This is a genomic window from Lysinibacillus canaveralius, assembly GCF_047301505.1.
GTDB lineage: Bacteria > Bacillota > Bacilli > Bacillales_A > Planococcaceae > Lysinibacillus_B.
Genome location: NZ_CP154840.1, coordinates 104,267 through 124,573, shown reverse-complemented (window position 1 = coordinate 124,573; position 20,307 = coordinate 104,267). Strand labels below are relative to the sequence as shown.

10 protein-coding genes and 2 rRNA genes are annotated in these 20,307 nt (G+C 43.9%); 4 read left to right on the top strand and 8 right to left on the bottom strand.

Features of this window, described 5'->3' with window-relative positions:
- Nucleotide 1: 1 nt before the first annotated feature.
- The 4 genes from AA0Y26_RS00590 to AA0Y26_RS00575 all read right to left on the bottom strand — a co-directional run bounded on the left by AA0Y26_RS00590 (nucleotide 2) and on the right by AA0Y26_RS00575 (nucleotide 7,337).
- Nucleotides 2–2,930: ribosomal RNA gene (locus AA0Y26_RS00590) — 23S ribosomal RNA — on the bottom strand.
- A gap of 277 nt (nucleotides 2,931–3,207) precedes the next feature.
- Nucleotides 3,208–4,763: ribosomal RNA gene (locus AA0Y26_RS00585) — 16S ribosomal RNA — on the bottom strand.
- Together the 16S and 23S rRNA genes form the textbook arrangement of a ribosomal RNA operon.
- A 493-nt stretch (nucleotides 4,764–5,256) precedes the next feature.
- Nucleotides 5,257–6,315, bottom strand: a complete 1,059-nt coding sequence (locus AA0Y26_RS00580) for a nitric oxide synthase oxygenase (protein WP_413364385.1) — start codon at nucleotides 6,313–6,315, stop codon at nucleotides 5,257–5,259.
- Nucleotides 6,316–6,455: 140 nt separating this feature from the next.
- A complete protein-coding gene (locus AA0Y26_RS00575; protein ID WP_413364384.1) occupies nucleotides 6,456–7,337 on the bottom strand; it encodes a LysR family transcriptional regulator in 882 nt (293 codons plus the stop codon).
- Between the two features lie 113 nt (nucleotides 7,338–7,450).
- Between AA0Y26_RS00575 and AA0Y26_RS00570 the strand changes: the two genes are divergently transcribed.
- Nucleotides 7,451–8,473, top strand: a complete 1,023-nt coding sequence (locus AA0Y26_RS00570) for a DUF2332 domain-containing protein (RefSeq protein ID WP_413364383.1) — start codon at nucleotides 7,451–7,453, stop codon at nucleotides 8,471–8,473.
- 44 nt (nucleotides 8,474–8,517) lie between these two features.
- On the opposite strand, the gene hutI is transcribed toward AA0Y26_RS00570, so the two are convergent.
- On the bottom strand, nucleotides 8,518–9,789 hold the full coding sequence (gene hutI / locus AA0Y26_RS00565) for an imidazolonepropionase (protein ID WP_413364382.1): 1,272 nt from the start codon (nucleotides 9,787–9,789) through the stop codon (nucleotides 8,518–8,520).
- 271 nt (nucleotides 9,790–10,060) lie between these two features.
- Here hutI and AA0Y26_RS00560 point away from each other — a divergent pair, with 271 nt between their 5' ends.
- Entirely contained in the window at nucleotides 10,061–10,822 is a 762-nt protein-coding gene (locus AA0Y26_RS00560; RefSeq protein WP_413364381.1) for a glucose 1-dehydrogenase, read from the top strand.
- A gap of 443 nt (nucleotides 10,823–11,265) precedes the next feature.
- On the opposite strand, the gene AA0Y26_RS00555 is transcribed toward AA0Y26_RS00560, so the two are convergent.
- Both AA0Y26_RS00555 and AA0Y26_RS00550 read right to left on the bottom strand, forming a co-directional pair.
- A complete protein-coding gene (locus AA0Y26_RS00555; protein ID WP_413364380.1) occupies nucleotides 11,266–12,849 on the bottom strand; it encodes an amidohydrolase in 1,584 nt (527 codons plus the stop codon).
- A gap of 154 nt (nucleotides 12,850–13,003) precedes the next feature.
- Nucleotides 13,004–16,093, bottom strand: a complete 3,090-nt coding sequence (locus AA0Y26_RS00550) for an efflux RND transporter permease subunit (protein WP_413364379.1) — start codon at nucleotides 16,091–16,093, stop codon at nucleotides 13,004–13,006.
- 94 nt (nucleotides 16,094–16,187) lie between these two features.
- Here AA0Y26_RS00550 and AA0Y26_RS00545 point away from each other — a divergent pair, with 94 nt between their 5' ends.
- Together AA0Y26_RS00545 and AA0Y26_RS00540 are read left to right on the top strand one after the other, a co-directional pair.
- Nucleotides 16,188–17,018 (top strand): TetR/AcrR family transcriptional regulator, encoded by an 831-nt coding sequence (locus AA0Y26_RS00545; protein ID WP_413364378.1) that lies wholly within the window; start codon nucleotides 16,188–16,190, stop codon nucleotides 17,016–17,018.
- A 359-nt stretch (nucleotides 17,019–17,377) separates the two neighbouring features.
- A complete protein-coding gene (locus tag AA0Y26_RS00540) occupies nucleotides 17,378–18,196 on the top strand; it encodes a YitT family protein (protein ID WP_413368379.1) in 819 nt (272 codons plus the stop codon).
- A gap of 120 nt (nucleotides 18,197–18,316) precedes the next feature.
- On the opposite strand, the gene AA0Y26_RS00535 is transcribed toward AA0Y26_RS00540, so the two are convergent.
- Nucleotides 18,317–20,164 (bottom strand): SLC13 family permease, encoded by a 1,848-nt coding sequence (locus AA0Y26_RS00535; RefSeq protein ID WP_413364377.1) that lies wholly within the window; start codon nucleotides 20,162–20,164, stop codon nucleotides 18,317–18,319.
- Nucleotides 20,165–20,307 lie beyond the last annotated feature (143 nt).

Sequence of the window (20,307 nt, the reverse complement as noted above, 5' to 3'; positions counted from 1 at the left end):
TTTGGTTAAGTCCTCGACCGATTAGTATTCGTCAGCTCCATATGTCGCCATACTTCCACCTCGAACCTATCTACCTGATCGTCTTTCAGGGGTCTTACTTACTTGCGTAATGGGAAATCTCATCTTGAGGGGGGCTTCATGCTTAGATGCTTTCAGCACTTATCCCGTCCATACATAGCTACCCAGCGATGCCCTTGGCAGAACAACTGGTACACCAGCGGTATGTCCATCCCGGTCCTCTCGTACTAAGGACAGCTCCTCTCAAATTTCCTACGCCCACGACGGATAGGGACCGAACTGTCTCACGACGTTCTGAACCCAGCTCGCGTACCGCTTTAATGGGCGAACAGCCCAACCCTTGGGACCGACTACAGCCCCAGGATGCGATGAGCCGACATCGAGGTGCCAAACCTCCCCGTCGATGTGGACTCTTGGGGGAGATAAGCCTGTTATCCCCGGGGTAGCTTTTATCCGTTGAGCGATGGCCCTTCCATGCGGAACCACCGGATCACTAAGCCCGTCTTTCGACCCTGCTCGACTTGTAGGTCTCGCAGTCAAGCTCCCTTGTGCCTTTACACTCTACGAATGATTTCCAACCATTCTGAGGGAACCTTTGGGCGCCTCCGTTACCTTTTAGGAGGCGACCGCCCCAGTCAAACTGTCCGTCTGACACTGTCTCCTGCCCCGATAAGGGGCATGGGTTAGAATTTCAATACAACCAGGGTAGTATCCCACCGACGCCTCCTCCGAAGCTGGCGCTCCGGGCTCTCTGGCTCCTACCTATCCTGTACAAGTTGTACCAAAATTCAATATCAAACTACAGTAAAGCTCCACGGGGTCTTTCCGTCCTGTCGCGGGTAACCTGCATCTTCACAGGTACTATAATTTCACCGAGTCTCTCGTTGAGACAGTGCCCAGATCGTTACGCCTTTCGTGCGGGTCGGAACTTACCCGACAAGGAATTTCGCTACCTTAGGACCGTTATAGTTACGGCCGCCGTTTACTGGGGCTTCAATTCACAGCTTCGCTTGCGCTAACCGCTCCTCTTAACCTTCCAGCACCGGGCAGGCGTCAGCCCCTATACGTCACCTTACGGTTTTGCAGAGACCTGTGTTTTTGCTAAACAGTCGCCTGGGCCTATTCACTGCGGCTCTCTCGGGCTTTCACCCTACCAGAGCACCCCTTCTCCCGAAGTTACGGGGTCATTTTGCCGAGTTCCTTAACGAGAGTTCTCTCGCACACCTTAGGATTCTCTCCTCGACTACCTGTGTCGGTTTGCGGTACGGGTACCTCCCACCTCGATAGAGGCTTTTCTTGGCAGTGTGAGATCAGGAACTTCGTCCATACGGACTCGTCATCACAGCTCAACGTTACAGTGTGCGGATTTGCCTACACACACGCCTTACTGCTTGAACAGAGACAACCAACGCTCTGCTTACCCTACCCTACTGCGTCCCCCCATTTCTCAAACGGTGGGGAGGTAGTACAGGAATATCAACCTGTTGTCCATCGCCTACGCCTGTCGGCCTCGGCTTAGGTCCCGACTAACCCTGAGCGGACGAGCCTTCCTCAGGAAACCTTAGTCATACGGTGGACGGGATTCTCACCCGTCTTTCGCTACTCATACCGGCATTCTCACTTCTAACCGCTCCACCAGTCCTTCCGGTCTGACTTCAACGCAGTTAGAACGCTCTCCTACCACTGACATCAAAGATGTCAATCCACAGCTTCGGTGAATCGTTTAGCCCCGATACATTTTCGGCGCAGCGTCACTCGACCAGTGAGCTATTACGCACTCTTTAAATGATGGCTGCTTCTAAGCCAACATCCTGGTTGTCTAAGCAACGCCACATCCTTTTCCACTTAACGATTACTTTGGGACCTTAGCTGGTGGTCTGGGCTGTTTCCCTTTTGACTACGGATCTTATCACTCGCAGTCTGACTCCCGTGTATAAATATCCGGCATTCGGAGTTTGTCTGAATTCGGTAAAGCGAGATGCCCCCCTAGTCCAAACAGTGCTCTACCTCCGGTATTCTCAATCACGAGGCTAGCCCTAAAGCTATTTCGGAGAGAACCAGCTATCTCCAAGTTCGATTGGAATTTCTCCGCTACCCACACCTCATCCCCGCACTTTTCAACGTGCGTGGGTTCGGGCCTCCAGTAAGTGTTACCTCACCTTCACCCTGGACATGGGTAGATCACCTGGTTTCGGGTCTACGACCACGTACTATTTCGCCCTATTCAGACTCGCTTTCGCTGCGGCTCCGTTTTCTCAACTTAACCTCGCACGTAATCGTAACTCGCCGGTTCATTCTACAAAAGGCACGCTATCACCCATTAACGGGCTCTAACTACTTGTAGGCACACGGTTTCAGGTTCTCTTTCACTCCCCTCCCGGGGTGCTTTTCACCTTTCCCTCACGGTACTGGTTCACTATCGGTCACTAGGTAGTATTTAGCCTTGGGAGATGGTCCTCCCGGATTCCGACGGAATTTCACGTGTTCCGCCGTACTCAGGATCCACTCTGGAGGGAATGACTTTTTGGCTACAGGGCTTTTACCTGCTCTGGCGGACCTTTCCAAGTCGCTTCGCCTAAATCATTCCTTTGTAACTCCGTATAGAGTGTCCTACAACCCCAAGAGGCAAGCCTCTTGGTTTGGGCTCTTCCCGTTTCGCTCGCCGCTACTCAGGGAATCGAATTTTCTTTCTCTTCCTCCAGGTACTTAGATGTTTCAGTTCCCTGGGTCTGTCTCTAACGCGCTATGAATTCACGCGAAAGTACTGCGCGATTAAACGCAGTGGGTTCCCCCATTCGGAAATCCCCGGATCAAAGCTTACTTACAGCTCCCCGAGGCATATCGGTGTTAGTGCCGTCCTTCATCGACTCCTAGTGCCAAGGCATCCACCGTGCGCCCTTATTAACTTAACCAATAAGTTAACGCTAACTCGAAGAGTTAGACTTCAGTTTACACGTCAATTACTTGACTTGTTTGACTCATATCTATTTAAAGATAGAAATTTGTGTTTGCTTTCAATGTCGTTTTATCCAGTTTTCAAAGAACAATTGCGCTACCTGTGTCTACTTCTTCGCACATTTGCGACGAGTAACCGCAGGAGCAAGTTTTGAAAGTATGAACTTTCAAAACTGAACAGCAAGAACGTTAACGTATATCACCGTGTGATATACTTCCGAAAAATATCCTTAGAAAGGAGGTGATCCAGCCGCACCTTCCGATACGGCTACCTTGTTACGACTTCACCCCAATCATCTATCCCACCTTCGGCGGCTGGCTCCAAAAGGTTACCTCACCGACTTCGGGTGTTACAAACTCTCGTGGTGTGACGGGCGGTGTGTACAAGGCCCGGGAACGTATTCACCGCGGCATGCTGATCCGCGATTACTAGCGATTCCGGCTTCATGTAGGCGAGTTGCAGCCTACAATCCGAACTGAGAACGGTTTTATCGGATTAGCTCCCCCTCGCGGGTTGGCAACCGTTTGTACCGTCCATTGTAGCACGTGTGTAGCCCAGGTCATAAGGGGCATGATGATTTGACGTCATCCCCACCTTCCTCCGGTTTGTCACCGGCAGTCTCCTTAGAGTGCCCAACTAAATGATGGCAACTAAGAACAAGGGTTGCGCTCGTTGCGGGACTTAACCCAACATCTCACGACACGAGCTGACGACAACCATGCACCACCTGTCACCGTTGTCCCCGAAGGGAAAACTGTATCTCTACAGTGGTCAATGGGATGTCAAGACCTGGTAAGGTTCTTCGCGTTGCTTCGAATTAAACCACATGCTCCACCGCTTGTGCGGGCCCCCGTCAATTCCTTTGAGTTTCAGTCTTGCGACCGTACTCCCCAGGCGGAGTGCTTAATGCGTTAGCTGCAGCACTAAGGGGCGGAAACCCCCTAACACTTAGCACTCATCGTTTACGGCGTGGACTACCAGGGTATCTAATCCTGTTTGCTCCCCACGCTTTCGCGCCTCAGCGTCAGTTACAGACCAGAAAGTCGCCTTCGCCACTGGTGTTCCTCCAAATCTCTACGCATTTCACCGCTACACTTGGAATTCCACTTTCCTCTTCTGCACTCAAGTCCCCCAGTTTCCAATGACCCTCCACGGTTGAGCCGTGGGCTTTCACATCAGACTTAAAGGACCGCCTGCGCGCGCTTTACGCCCAATAATTCCGGACAACGCTTGCCACCTACGTATTACCGCGGCTGCTGGCACGTAGTTAGCCGTGGCTTTCTAATAAGGTACCGTCAAGGTACAGCCAGTTACTACTGTACTTGTTCTTCCCTTACAACAGAGTTTTACGAACCGAAATCCTTCTTCACTCACGCGGCGTTGCTCCATCAGACTTTCGTCCATTGTGGAAGATTCCCTACTGCTGCCTCCCGTAGGAGTCTGGGCCGTGTCTCAGTCCCAGTGTGGCCGATCACCCTCTCAGGTCGGCTACGCATCGTTGCCTTGGTGAGCCGTTACCTCACCAACTAGCTAATGCGCCGCGGGCCCATCCTGTAGCGATAGCGTAAACCATCTTTCAACTTTCTAACATGAGGTAGAAAGTATCATCCGGTATTAGCCCCGGTTTCCCGGAGTTATCCCAGACTACAGGGCAGGTTGCCCACGTGTTACTCACCCGTCCGCCGCTAACGTTAAGTCGGTGCAAGCACCAACAAAACGTCCGCTCGACTTGCATGTATTAGGCACGCCGCCAGCGTTCGTCCTGAGCCAGGATCAAACTCTCCATAAAAGTAGTTTGAGTTAAGCTCAAAATGTTGCTGACTATTGTTTTAGTCAAGTTGTCTCTTTCAATTAAGAAAGAAAATTATTGTTAACGTCTTGCTTGTTCAGTTTTCAAAGTTCATTTTGTTTCAATGTCGCGTCATCTCTTGGCGACTTAACCTATATTACAGCCTTTTATATAAAAGGTCAACACTTTTTAGTAAAAAAATATTACTCTTTTTATATTTATTAATAACTTCCTATATTAATATCTCCTCTAATGTTATTACTTGTTCTATTCTAATATAGAAAAAAACAAAAAAGTGCAGCAGAGAATTAAATGAAATGGCGTGGGTAAGGTTTTGTCTAATGAATATCCTGGCCTACATGAATCACTGCTCTGCCGGGAGATTTCCATTACTATAGATATCCATCACTTAAAACTATCCCCCCCGAATAGTCCCTACCTTTTAGTATCTCCTATTCAGGGTTCAGTTTATAATAGGCCGATATGTTTCTTTCTAATAAGGTCTCTTTTGATAAAAATAATTTGGCTTATTAATGATATTAGGAATTGGCTGGTGAAAAAGATGCGTTGCAGCTGGTGACATAGGGGGAATTAACCATGTCCAATTTCCAGTCGTCTCTCGCCCGGCTTTTGTTTCCTGTTCCTCGAAAAGCTTGAACTGCTGCGCTGCCGTATGATGGTCAACAATGCTGACACCTGCTTCTTTAAATGAATGAAGAACAGCGATATTCAGTTCCACAAGTGCGCGATCTTTCCATAGACTTGTATTTGTATCACGAGAAAGACCGATTATATCTGCGACGTCCGGCAGTAGATTGTACCGCTGGTGATCTGCGAAATTTCTTGCCCCAATCTCCGTGCCCATATACCAGCCATTGAATGGAGCGGCTTGGAAATCGACTCCGCCACATGTAAAACGCATATCGGAAACAATGGGGACAGCATACCACTTTAATTCCAATTCACTAAAACACGTATAGTCTGGATGAGTGATGGCCACCTCCAAGATATGTTCCTGCGGTATCTCAAATAGACAAGGCTTATTGCCATCTATCTGAATGACAAGGGGCAAAATATCAAATTTTGTACCGGCGGACTGCCAACCGAGCTCTTCACAGACTTTGGTAAATGGAATGGAATGAGGATCTCCTACTACTCCCCCATCTGTTTCATAACCTGCATACCGCAGCAATTGGTGATTCCAGATCCTTACACGTGTTGGGTGAAAAACAGTGATGGCAGGCCGTATTTTTCCACCATTTGCAGCGAAATCAATGTGACGTATTAGTGCTTCAAACACTTCCTCTTCTTTTGTCAGTGTTCGCTCATCAAATACATGCAGAGACTGCCAGAAAAGTCGTCCAATACATTTGTTGCTGTTACGCCAGGCAACCTTTGCACCGAACGTCAGCTCTTCGGTTGTCGGAATATATTCTCCTTTTTGTTCCACTTGCAGTATGCGCTCTGCAAGCCATTCCTGTGACAAATTATTTTCTTCTTGGTATCTATATAAAAAATCTTTAGATTCTTGCAGCACGTTTATTGTTCTCATCTTTATTCCTCCGTTACTGCCATTGTAGGGGAACGATTCCACCCTTACAACGAAAGACCCGAAAGATAAAAGATGTATATTTCATACATGACTTAAAATAGACAAATTCACTAACCAATGCTAACTATCTTTATTTATCCTCATTCAAGACTAGCATTCATAATTTTCTCCATTAGCCGTTCAGCCTCTTCTGTAGCATTAATGAAATGCAGATATGTCTTAATAATCGGCAGTTCAAACTCTTTGAATGGGACAATATTAAAGCGGCCCTCCATCATCTCCCTCCTTACAATACTTTTTGGTAGAAAAGAAATGCCTAAACCATCGCGAATGAACCGCTTAACAATATAAGATTGGGAAATGGAAATTGTCCTTGCATACGGAAAATGGCTTTTGACCAGCAAATTCAGACTGGGCGAAACACTGGCGATATGATCCGTAAAAAAAGGATATTGTTGAAATAAGTCTTCTACTTCAATCATTTGCCCTGACTCATCATCATATTCATCCAGCGGAGCGACTAACTGAAGAGGACTTTCATGAAGCTCTCTACTTGTAATCGCTCTATTATTGGAGGGCAACAAGCCAAGAGCAATCTGTACTTCTCCGTTCAGCAATAAGGCATCCATCTTATCTGATTCTTCAACTAGCAAGATCAAATCACAATGTGTATTTTCTACGGAGAATTGATAAATAAGGTGAGGGATGATTGTTTCAACAAGCAATGGTGAGACTACAATCTTCAACTGTGTTTTTCTTTGCTCTGCATAGTTTCTTATTTCTTGCACGCTTTTTTCCATTACTTCTAGAATTGCTCTCGCTTCTGAGAGAAAATACCGTCCTGCAGGTGTTAGTGTTACTCTTGCATGGTTGCGCTCAAATAATTGAACTTCCAAATATTCTTCCAACTGTTGAATATGTACAGTGATACTTGGCTGAGATAAATGAAGAATTTCAGAAGCCTTACGAAAATTTTCTACTTCAGCTGCCACCTGAAAAGACTTTAACCACTTTATTTCCATTCAATCACCTCAACTAATTAAAAAATTTAATCAATTTAATTAAAATCATTTAATTTTTTAAATTTTCATTCAATATTATACTATTACTATATTTTCAACAAGGAGGGAGAAAGATGGACTGTTATCAACAAGCGTTTCTTCAGTTTGCAGAACAGCAGGCACAAGAGAGCAGTAGACTCTATGAATATTTATGTGGCGAAATTATAAATGACGAGGAGCTGATGACCATCATTCGGGACATCCCCCTATCTCAGCCAAAGCCTAATTTATTTTTTGCCGCTATACATTATTTAGTAAAGAAATACGAGGAACCTTTAGGGGCATACTTTGCCTCGCTGACAGATTACCCACTACCGGCGGAGCAATCCTTTCAGCCATTCCGTCAGTTTGCCCTGAAGCACCAGGATGAATTACGTGAGCTGTTCCGTACAAAACTCGTCCAGACAAACGAAGTCTCTCGGGCGGCCTATTTATATCCAATCATAGCGGACATTCACCAATCTTGCGGTAAACCGCTGGCTCTCTTGGAAATCGGCACAAGCGCTGGACTGTTATTAGGCCTGGATCACTACCATTACGAATATCAGAATGGACCGTCCATTTGTTTGACTGCGGATACGTTAACCATTTTTTCCGAAAACCGAGGAGAGCCGCTGCCGTCATCTGTCTTCCGGCACCCTATTGTTCAAACACGGATCGGGGTGGATTTACACATCGTTGATTTGAAGGAAACCGATCATTTAGAATGGATGCTGGCATTGATTTGGCCAGAGCATAAAGAAAGACGCAGGCAATTCTTAAAAGCAAAGGAAGTAAATGATTCCATACAAAAAGATTTTTATGAGGGGGATGCAATTACTCTTTTACCTCATATTATCCAAACCGTTCCTATGGACTGCCAAGTGGTCGTTTTCCATACCCATGTAGCGAATCAATTCCCGGCGGAGCTAAAAGAACAGTTAATCAAGATTCTTCAAGAAATCAGCTATGATCGTTCGCTTTACCATGTATACAACAATATGTACGATGCCAATATTCATCAGGACTATATAGAAAGAGGAACAACTCAGCCAATACGCATAATGCCGGCTGCTGACGGCCATGGACGCTGGTTTGTCTGGAAGAATGGCCGATAACATTCAAAAAGGCGGTCAACCGATTAGCCGGAGGACCGCTTTTTTTATGAAACGATATTTCCATCCCGCACAACAATTTTCCCGCCTTTAATAACTGTATTCGTGTGATTTACTCCATAAAAATACTGGAGCTGCTTGTAGTTTTCCACATCTAGTATAAGGATATCTGCTCTTTTCCCTCTCTCCAGCGATCCAGTTTCCCTTCCACGGTTAATTGCATACGCTGCATTAATTGTTGTGGCGGTAAGCACCTCCTCCATCGTCATCCCCATGTTAAGGCACGCGATATTTTGAATAAACGGAAGGCTCATCGTCGGAGAAGAGCCCGGATTAAAATCAGTTGCGACGGCAATAGGTACCCCAGCATCAATCATATATCTTGCTCTTGCATAGGCTGCCTGCAGAAAGAATGCTGTACCTGGTAACAGCACCGCTATTACACCAGCCTTTGCTATTGCTTCAATCCCCTTATCCGAAGCAGCCAACAGATGCTCCGCAGAAATGGCGCCTACTTCCGCAGCCAGCTCTGCACCGCCGTAAGTTTCAAATTCATCTGCATGTATTTTCGGAGTTAAGCCAAGTCGCTTGGCTGCTTCCAAAATGAGTCGAGCCTGATTGGAAGTAAAAACACTTTTTTCATAAAACACATCATTAAATTCAGCTAACTGCCTTTCTGCTACTTGCGGGAGCATATGCTCGATAAGCTCATCGACAAACATTTCTTCTTTTCCCTTATATTCAGCCGGAACAGCATGCGCCCCCATAAAGGTCGCAACAACATCAATTGGATGAGCTTCTTGCAAAGCTTTCGCTACTTCCAGCTGCTTCTTTTCAGTCTCCCAATCCATCCCGTAGCCCGACTTTGCTTCTACTGTCGTGACGCCATGCTTTAAAAAGCTGTTCAGGTGCCCATATGCTTTTTCATAGAGTTCTTCAAATGAAGCCTCCCGGGTTTTCCGCATTGTCGTATGAATACCGCCGCCCTCATTCATAATGTCCATATACGCCCTTCCTTCTAAACGCATCTGGAGCTCATCTTCTCTTGTACCTCCATGAACAAGATGAGTATGGCAGTCAACAAGACCCGGCATCACCACCTGACCGCTTGCATCAATTAATGCAGCACGATCGATAAGATGCGGGAATTCCGCATGCAGTTCTTCTAGGGGTGCCACGCCTGCAACCCGCCCCTCCACTACAAGGATGCTAACATGCTGCCGGACGTCAATTTCTTTCATTGCCTCCTTTTTGCGCGGTCCCTCTACTTTATTTGCCATCGTAATCACTTCATTTGCATTCACAATTAGCAGATTCATATACCCCATCCTTTAGCAACGGTATATACATACCTTTTTCTTTTGTGATCCCAAATCCTCTCTCTACGTGACGGCCATAATTTGCTTCTTATTTATAGAAGGAATTCTGTTCGCAGCTTGGAATTGTTATCTTAAGCAATTCCCTTTTATGTGATGTACCCTCTTTTTCTCAAAAAAATTATGATAGAGAGCAAATTTTTGAAATATAAAATAACGCGATTTATACTACAGAGTAAACTACAAAGGAAGTAACTTTAGGGAGGCAGATGACATGGGTCGTTTGACGGGGAAAGTAGCGCTCATTACAGGCGGGGCTAACGGAATTGGCAAGGCAATTGCTGCACGTTATGCAGAAGAAGGCGCAAAAATTGTAATTGCTGATTTTAATGAGGAAGCATTGGAAGGAACAGTAGAAAGCTTCAAAGACTCTGGATACGAAGCCTTCGGTGTAAGAGTAAATGTAGCAGTAGAAGAAGATGTACAGCGCATGGTAGACGATGCGGTAGGCCAATTTGGCCGTGTAGATATTTTGGTGAACTGTGCAGGCGTACTTGACTACATGCAAGCAGCCGAAAATGTAGATGATGCTGTTTGGGACCGTGTGATGGCTATTAATGTGGGTGGTGTTATGCGGAGTATGCGTAAAGTATTACCCCTATTCACAGCACAGGGCGGAGGCATTATCGTCAATCTTGCTTCGATTGCCGGGCTTACTGGGGGCCGTGGCGGCTTGACTTATACAGCCGCTAAACATGCAGTAGCAGGAATGACGAAAAATGTGGCTTCTCACTACGGCGCACAAGGCGTTCGCTGTAACGGTATTGCACCGGCGCAAGTAGAGACAGGCCTGACACAATCCATTGAGGAGTATGACATGTTCGGTCTTCAGCAGGCAACACGCGGTGTACAATTAATGAACCGTGCAGCGCAGCCAAAAGAAATCGCGAGCATTGCTCTATTCCTAGCAAGTGAGGAATCTGCCTATATCAATGGGGTCGTACTAGCAGCGGATGCTGGCTGGAGTGCTTACTAAAACATTTTCTATAGATTTCTACCTCCCCGCTTACTTGTTGCGGGGATTTTTTGTGTGAATATAAGGGCAAATTGTGCAAATTTTGGGCTGCATTGCGCGGTTTTGCAGGGTTATTACGAGAATATCTTTTCTTATTGCGCGTATCGAGGCTTTTCTCCAATTTCAGTTATCATCTATAAATTAGATTCAGAACCGGAAATAGGAATTACTTCAACATAATTCTAGAAGTAGCTTGAGCTAGATGCCGGAGAACTATAATACAGAAAAACAGACCCTGAAGCCATCTCAATCTCTTACTTGCGGCTTAATTCTTTAAAAGCATAGAAGGACAATTCCAATAGCCTTGTCCTTCCATGTTTATTAATAAATAGTTTTACCGATAAAATAATCGGCACTACTCTCCGGAGTACTCTACCCTTCTCTAGAGAGCGTAGGAGAGATACTTATTTCTCCTCATTTTGATAAACAACCTTCCCTCCAACAACCGTTTTGTCCACTTTAGCTTTCAGCATATCATTCGATGATCCTTCAAATAAATCGCGGTTAAAAATTGTGAAGTCTGCTACATATCCATCTTTAATCAGCCCACGCTCATGCTCCTTACAAATCGCTTGGGCACTGCCGTACGTATACATCTTTACTGCTTCAAACCGGGAAAGCTTTTCTGATTCACCATATCCTTTATGTGATTGGCCTGGTAATTTCCTCTCCACAGCGGCATAAATCGTCTTTAGAGGCTCTACTTCTTCAATAGGTGCATCCGTTCCCGCAGCACACATAAACCCTTCATCAAGCAGTCGCTTCCAGGCATAAGCCCATGGAAGTCTCTTTTTCCCTAATTTCTTTTCCACCCATGGAAAATCTGATGTGACAAATGCCGGCTGTAAATCGAGCACGATTGGCAGTTTTTTCATACGTGCTACCAAATGGTCTTGTAAGACACAACAGTGAATGAACCGATCCCGTTTTCCCACAGGCACAGGGTATTTCTCCACTGCATCCAGCAGTTGTTCTACCCCCGCGTCACCAATTAAATGTACAGCAATCGCCTCTCCGTATTCCCTTGCCAGCTTTACATAGCTTTCGATTTGCTCATCTGTATGAATCAGCATTCCGAAGCTTGCCGGATCATCCTCATAAGGTTCAAGTAATGCAGCAGTAGAGCCGCCTAAAGAGCCATCTGCAAAAATCTTCATTGCTCCTGGTTCTACATAGGGCTCATCAAATGTCACGCTGTCCTGCATCATTTGTTCAAACACTAAGTGGTGTCTCAATAAATTCACTCGAAAATGCTTTTTGTTCATCACATTTTTATAGGCTGTCAGCGGATTCATATAATGGCCAAAATAGCTCATTTCTTCTGTATGAGCACCAACAATCCCGCGCTTTAGCATATCATCAATTGCCAATTGCAGAGACTGTTCCAGCATTTTAATAAAAGCTTCTCCACGAGGCTGTGCTGCTTCATAAACCGGGTTTTTAGCTTGTTCATAAAGTAAACCGCTTAGCTCGCCTCTGCTATTACGGCCGACTTCTCCTCCTGGAGGATTCTCGCTTTCTATAGAGATGCCGCCTTTACGTAAAGCTTCTGTATTACAAAGATATACATGATGGCAAATACGCGATAAGATGATTGGCCCTTTATACACTGCATCCAGCTCTTCAATAGACGGAATTCTTCTATCCGGGAAGTTGTTTTCATTCCATCCCTCACCGAATAGCCATTCCCCTTCCTGAAGAGTCAATGCCCGTTTCTGCAGCAGTGCCAGCATTTCCTGCGTACTTTCCGCCTTTGACAAATCCAGCCGCTGCAGCTTCTGGCCGTACATGATGAGATGGATATGACTATCAACAAACCCTGGATACATTACAGCTCCCTGAAGATCTATCTGTTCATCCGCCAATTCCCTTAACTGTTCCATGGCGCCCGTCTGGATAATTCGATCTCCTTCAGTTAAAACAGCCTCTACTGTTTCCCCTTCTGCTTCCATTGTGTAAATCAAACCGTTATGCCATAACTTCTTCATTTCCCCTATCCCTTTCTTTCAACATATTAAGAAAAGTGCCTTTGCACCGGTTTAGCTGCTCGAATGCCTAGACATTCCTATACCTCAAAGTATCTATACTTTCTTAGCTTAAAAAAACAGCGAGAAACCAATGTTTCCCGCTGTTTAGATTGAATTAGTTTTCTTCTACTTCTTTACGATTCTTCTTCCACAATTTCGATAACACTTCGTACACGATTGGTACAATTACAAGCGTTAATAATGTAGAAGATAATAGACCACCGATTACTGTGATAGCTAAGTCTTTTGAAATCAGACCACCTCCACCACCGACGCCTAATGCCATTGGTACCATCGCACCAATTGTTGCAATCGCCGTCATGAGGATTGGACGAAGACGTGTTGCCCCGGCTTCTAATATCGCCTCACGCATTGTCAAGCCATCACGTTCCATATGGATGATCCGGTCTACTAAGACGATAGCGTTCGTAACAACGATACCGATCAACATCAATAGACCCATCATAACAGATACAGAAATTGTTTGGTTTGTTGCCCATAAGCCTACCCATGAACCAATAACCGCGAACGGTAGAGAGAACAGGATAGCAAACGGTGCTAATCCTTCACCAAATGTTACAACAAGGATGAAGTATACAATTGCAATCGCTGCAATCATCGCTAATCCAAGCTGTGTAAATGTTTCAGCCATATCTGCTGCAACACCTGCTACGCCAGTTGTAACACCTTTTGGCAAATCAAGATCATCGACTTTTTTATCAGCAGCAGAAGTTGCTTTTGAAATATCATCTTCAGTGATTGTTCCTGATACTGTAGCAAAGTATTCACCTTTTGAACGAGAAAGCGAGTTCAGGGCTTCGCCTTCTTCTACACCAACAAGATCACCGATTGTCGTTGTTGTTCCCATAGCAGTTTGTACTTCAGTAGCAAGCACATCATCAATAGATGTTGCCGCTGCTTTTGCTTGGCGCTGTACAATCACTTCTAGATCTTCGCCATCATGGCGTACTGTTGTTAATACTTCTTTCGAAGACGTTTCAGATAGTGCCATGACGATTTGGCCTGTTGTTAAGCCGTATTGCAGTACATCTTGCTGATTTACTGTCAATACATGTTCTACATAAGCATCTTCATAATCTGAAGTTACATCTTCTAAACCATCTACTTCATTTAAGGCCTCTTCCACCTGCTTAACTGCAGTACCAAGGTCCTCTAAATCTTCACTATATAATGTGTAGCTTACTTCATTCGATGATGTTGACATCGCGAAGTTTTGTGATTTCCATTCGCCCGTTTGTCCAATGTTGAATACATATTCTTCAACTTCTTCACGCGCTTTCGGGAAGTCCTCCATATCTGGGTCAAAGATCAGGTACATTAATGCACCGCCGCCTCCGCCACCCATCATCATGGCTGCCGGGTCTACATTATCCGGATCATTAATAGAAACTTGCAGAATATCGATATCTTTACGCTTTCTCAGCTCTTGTTCTACTTCTTCGATATTCTTCGTCGTATCTTCCATCAGCTCACCAGTTGCAGGTGTATACGTTAAGTACATCACTTTCTCTTCTTGAGATCCCATGAAGGAGAAACCGATTAACGGCGTCAATGCTAATGAACCTACTAATAGAACAACAGCTATAAGTGATGTAATCCATTTGTGATTCAAGCATTTTTCCAAGATGCCACGGTACCAATTAGCTAACTTGCCAACTTCTTTATGCTGACTTTCAGATTTTGTTCCATATAGTTTCTTACGGAATAAGAAGTGTGAAAGTGCCGGTACGATTGTAACTGCAACAAGCAGTGAGGCACCTAACGCAAATGTCATCGTTAATGCGAACGGCATGAACAGTTCGCCTACCATCCCGCCAACAAAAATAAGTGGAGCAAATACCGCAACCGTTACTAGTGTTGAAGATAGGATCGGCTTGAACATTTCAATTGTTGCCTCACGGATTAATGCGCGGCCCGTTAGTTTTTCTTCTTTCAAATGCATACGGCGGTAGATGTTTTCTACTACTACAATCGAGTCATCGATTACACGACCAATTGCAACTGTGATAGCACCCAGCGTCATAATATTTAATGTGATATCCATCCAGTTTAATAGCAGCAGCGCCATAAAGATGGATACCGGAATAGAAATAATAGAAATAATTGTAGATTTGAAATCACGCAGGAACAATAGAATGATCAATACAGCGATCAATCCACCAAATAACGCTTTTTCAACCATTGTAAATACAGATTCCTTAATCGGTTCACCTTGGTCAAGGGATACATCAACAATCAATCCATCGATTGCTTTTTCCTCTTCCTCGATTAAATCCTTCACTGCATCTACTACATCAACTGTATTCGCTTCCTGGCCTTTTACGATTTGAATAGCAATCGCATTTTCACCATTTGTACGTGATACAGATTGGACTTTCCCTTCTACTTCAATCGTTGCAATATCGCCTAAGCGAACGAATGGTGAAGGGTTGGCAGCTGATGGTGTTACAGGAATCAATAATTCCTGCAGCTCTTCAACTGATTTTACCTTACCGTCAACCGAAACTGCCTGTTCGCCGACAGCAAAGTCATATAATCCTAATGAAACAGCCATATCACTTGCCTGGATCATTTGTTTTACTGTGTCTTCAGTTAAGCCAAGCGCTTCCATTTTCGCATTATCATATGTGAATGAAATTTGCTCAATGTGCTGACCTGTGATTGTTGCTGAAGCAACGCCATCAATCTTTTCAATTTTCGGTAATAAAATATCTTCTACTGTGGAAGTCAGATCGACAATGTCTTCCTCTGAACTACTTACAGATAGTGCAATAACCGGCATCATATTCATACTGATTGCCATAATCGTTGGTTCTTGTGCTTCTTCAGGTAATGTTACGCCATCGAGCGCTGATTCTAGCTGACGCTTTTTTTCATCCATATCAACACCATACTCGTACTCTACCTGCACCTGCGCTACATTAGGAGAAGAGGTAGAATAAACAGCCTTGACATCCTCAAGCCCCTCAACTGCTTTTTCAAACGGAATCGAGACATCATCCATTACTTGCTCAGGAGTAGCTCCCGGGTACACTCCCATCACAATCAAGTAAGGGATTGAAATATCAGGAATAGATTCCATTTTCATTCGCGTCCCCGAATAAATACCTGACACGGTAATGATGATGGTTAACAACCAGACAGCCAGTTTATTCTTCAGGACGAAATTAACTAAACCTTTCACTATTACACCTACCTTAATTTGACTTCATTCATACATTTACCTATAATAATGACTAATCGGTCAAAAGTCAATAAATTGAGCAGGAGTGTCTTACATGGTGAAAAAACAATTAATAATGGAGAATGCCCTGCAATTGTTTGCGGAACAGGGAATTGAAGCGACTTCCATTCAGCAGATAACCGATAAATGCGGGATTTCCAAAGGAGCCTTTTACCTTTCTTTTAAGTCAAAAGATGAACTTATTTTTGCATTAATCGACTATTTCATGAGCGAAATTGTCGCAGATATTGAACAGGTGGTCAATTCTAAACGACCAGACAGCCTCCTGTTGTATGACTATTATCATCACACCTTTTCTACATTTAAAAAACATGCTCATTTTGCACGGCTTTTCATGAAGGAGTCCCAAATTACCTTCAACGAGAAAATTTTTGAGAAGATAGAATTTTACAATAAATTACTGAACCGTCTCGTACACCGTATTGTAGTGAAACAATTTGCTAATACACCTGAGCATATGGTTCCAGATGTGGTATTCATCATTCAATCCTTTGCCCGAAGCTATGGTGAGTTATTCTTTCAGGGAGGTATTGAAATCGATTTGGAGACGCTTTGCAACTCTCTGTTAGAAAAAGTCTCCATCATTGCTGAACATGCCAAGATCCCGTTCTTTGATGCTGAATGGCTGCAGGCTATTAACGCTACCTCCATCAAGATGGATAAGGCTGAACTGATTGTATTTTTGAATAAAAAGTTAGAGGAAATTGATGATGATTTGATCCATGAGTCTATTGAGCTTTTGCGTAATCATCTAATAGCTCCATCACTCTCTCCTGCAGTAGAGCAAGGGCTGTTAAAAAATCTACGCGACAACTCCCATAGCAAATGGATCGCCTCCATTTATGAGGCGTGTGATAAGTCATAATACATGTACGGTTTCCCTAAATAATTGGTTGCATATTTTTCCAATAAAAATAAGGCGAAATCGTGACAATTTAAACACACCTGGAAAACAGGTGTGTTTAAATTTTTTCAGGCACGTATAGGCTAAAGTTTCATATGAAATGAAACTTTATTACTTTATGCCCGTATAATTAATTATAGAATTCCGATTCACCTGCTACATATTAAAGGGCCTGTCTCTTTAAATTACAGTTTTTATCTACTTTTATTACGTGAAAATATGGTCTAAAGCTAAATTAATGTATAATAGCAATTGGCTAAAATAAAAAGGAGGAAACTATATTGAAAAGTAAGCTGGCTGTAAACATAAGAAAAATGATCATGATCATTATCGGCGCTGCCATTGCCGCTTATGGTCTTGAGGCAGTATTGATTCCAAACAACGTCATTGATGGCGGTGTAACCGGAGTCAGTATCATGGGAGCAGAAGTTCTAGAGTTACCACTCGGTCTGTTTCTATTCATCTTAAATATCCCCTTCGTATACCTCGGCTATAAACAAATCGGTAAAACTTTCGCGATTATGAGTATTGTCGGTATCGCTGCCTTATCTTTAGGTACTGTATTAATGCATGACATTTCTCCGATTTTATCGGAAAAGGACCATCTTTTAGTTGTGGCTTCTGGTGGTATTTTACTTGGGGTTGGTATTGGTATCGTGCTTCGTAATGGAGGCGCGCTTGACGGCTCTGAAGTTTTGGCTGTACTTATCTCACGTAAGGTACCATTCTCTGTTGGAGATATCATCCTACTTATTAATGTATTTATATTTGCCATAGCTGCATTTGTTTATAATTTAGAAAGTGCACTTTATTCTGCATTGACTTATTATATCGCTAAAACCGTTATTGATATTGTACAAGTCGGTCTTGAAAAATCGAAATCTGTCCAAATCATTAGTAAAAACTCTAGAGATATCGGAGATGCCATCCAGGCACGTCTTGGTAGAAGTCTTACATATACGACGGGACGTGGCGGTTTCTCTAATGAGGAATCTGAAATTATTACATGTGTAATCAACCGTATGGAGGAAACAAAACTGCTAGATATTATCCGGGAACATGACCCAGGTGCATTTGTAGTTGTATCCGACGTATCGGAAGTGCGCGGCGGTAACTTTAAAAAGAGAGACATCCACTAATCACAGTGAAGTTTCACGTGAAAAATAATTCATTTAACCTTTACGTTATCTACACGAAAAAGCTCTGCTGACCAATCAGCAGAGCTTTTCTTATACCTCCTATTTCAGCCGGAACTGTAGCTAAAATGGAAATAGCAGAGGTACGACTACCATCATGACGATGAACATGATGATCTGCAGCGGTGCACCTACCTTAATAAAATCCATGAATTGATAGCCGCCAGCTGTCATAACAAGTGAGTTCGTCGGAGAAGCAATCGGTGTAGCAAATGCCATGCCAGAAGCCGCCGCTACTGCAATCATGAAGGTATACGGATTTGCATCCATGGCTATAGCTGCCGTCATAGCGATAGGTGCGAAAAGAACAGCCGTTGCCGTGTTGCTTACAAACTGGCCAAATACAACTGTCAGTGCATACACACCCATCAAGACACCATATGGACCAAAACCGCCAAGGAGGTCGATAATCGCATTTGACAGTATGGTCATTCCTCCTGTCTTTTCGAGAGCTGTCGCCATCGGCAGCATGGCTGCTACCAAAACAATACTCTCAAAATTCATCTTTCCATATGCATCATCCATATTACGAAGGCAGCCTGTTATAATCATTAATACAGCCCCAATTAACACGGCAATGACAGCATCGAACACCTCAAACACCATTAGCCCTACAACCAGCAGCATAACGAGACCTGCAATCCATGCCTTTCCACTGGCTGCTGCCAACCCAGCCTGCTCTCTTGGCTGTCCAATAACAACCACATCTTGTGTTTCACGTGAAAGCATGTCAATCTCTTCCCACGCTCCCTGTACAAGAATTGCATCCCCAAAACGGAGCTTTTGCTGCGCCATATCCTGAAGCAAATATGTTCCCTTTCGATTAATACCTAGTATGTTCACATTGTACTTTTCTCGGAAACCACTTTTACTTACCGATTCACCTATCAATCGGGATGATGGGGTTAATAGTACTTCAGCTACTCCAATCTTTTTTGAAATAAGATCCTTCAAATCCTTATCTGTCATCATTTCTAATAGTAAACTATTATCCAGCACAAAATTTTCTACATCTGGCGCTAGCCCCTGTATATAAAGCACATCATTTGCATGGATGATACTTGTTGGACCGGCCATTTCCTGATAAGTCATCGCTAATAAGTTAATGCCTTCTGAAGCGCGTCGTTGAATCTTCATTACATAAATATGATACTTCGCTGGCAGCTTCAATTCCGCAAGGGCCTTATCAATTAACGGGGAGCTCTCAGGTACAACAACACGGAACATCTTGTCCTCAAGTGCATACTCTCTGGCAATTTTCTTTGGTGACAGCTTATATCCTGCGTCTGATTGCGAATTATTTTGTTCCTTTGGCAGCAGGATATTTCGGACAATCACTAAATAAAGAATGACGGTAATGGTAGCAATAATTCCGATTGGTGTGATTGTAAAGAAACCAAGCTTTTCATAGCCGTATTCCTCCAGAATTTGACTAACAATTAAATTGGGAGGCGATGCGATCAAGGTCATCAGCCCTGACATGCTCGCAATATAGGAAAGCGGCATAAGGAACTTTGACGGGCTGACCTTAATACTCATGGCAATACTTACAACAATAGGCAGCATTAATGCCACTGTGCCTGTGTTACTCATAAATGCACCTACCGCAGCAACAATTACTAACAGTAAAATAAAAAGCTTTAGTTCACTGTCACCCGACCACTTCAATAAAAGATTCCCTGCCATTCCTGCCAGGCCCGTTCGTAAAATACCGGCCCCCACGACAAATAGCCCGGCTATCATAATAACAACTGAATTAGAAAAACCAGCAAGCGCTTCAACTGGTGTTAAAATACCGGCCACAACAAAGGCTAGGAGGGCCATAAGCGCAACAAGGTCACCCCGTAATCGATTTGTCATGAACAAGGCTACCGTTACGATAAGAATGATAAACGTTAACGTAAGTTGCACTGTATATTATCCCTTCTTTCTATAGTTATTTTCCAGTGTACAGGAAAAATACAATCAGTTCTCTCACTTCTACATAATTCCCCAAATATCTTGTTTTCTACTTATAAAATTCGCTATTTCAACAAGTTCCATTTTCAATTAGG

What these genes read in the sequence shown, in the direction of transcription:
- AA0Y26_RS00575 (WP_413364384.1), bottom strand. Translation starts at nt 7,337, where the DNA reads ATGGAAATAAAGTGGTTAAAGTCTTTTCAGGTGGCAGCTGAAGTAGAA.
- AA0Y26_RS00560 (WP_413364381.1), top strand. Translation starts at nt 10,061, where the DNA reads ATGGGTCGTTTGACGGGGAAAGTAGCGCTCATTACAGGCGGGGCTAAC.
- AA0Y26_RS00540 (WP_413368379.1), top strand. Translation starts at nt 17,378, where the DNA reads ATGATCATTATCGGCGCTGCCATTGCCGCTTATGGTCTTGAGGCAGTA.
- AA0Y26_RS00545 (WP_413364378.1), top strand. Translation starts at nt 16,188, where the DNA reads ATGGTGAAAAAACAATTAATAATGGAGAATGCCCTGCAATTGTTTGCG.
- AA0Y26_RS00580 (WP_413364385.1), bottom strand. Translation starts at nt 6,315, where the DNA reads ATGAGAACAATAAACGTGCTGCAAGAATCTAAAGATTTTTTATATAGA.
- AA0Y26_RS00555 (WP_413364380.1), bottom strand. Translation starts at nt 12,849, where the DNA reads ATGAAGAAGTTATGGCATAACGGTTTGATTTACACAATGGAAGCAGAA.
- AA0Y26_RS00570 (WP_413364383.1), top strand. Translation starts at nt 7,451, where the DNA reads ATGGACTGTTATCAACAAGCGTTTCTTCAGTTTGCAGAACAGCAGGCA.
- hutI (WP_413364382.1), bottom strand. Translation starts at nt 9,789, where the DNA reads ATGAATCTGCTAATTGTGAATGCAAATGAAGTGATTACGATGGCAAAT.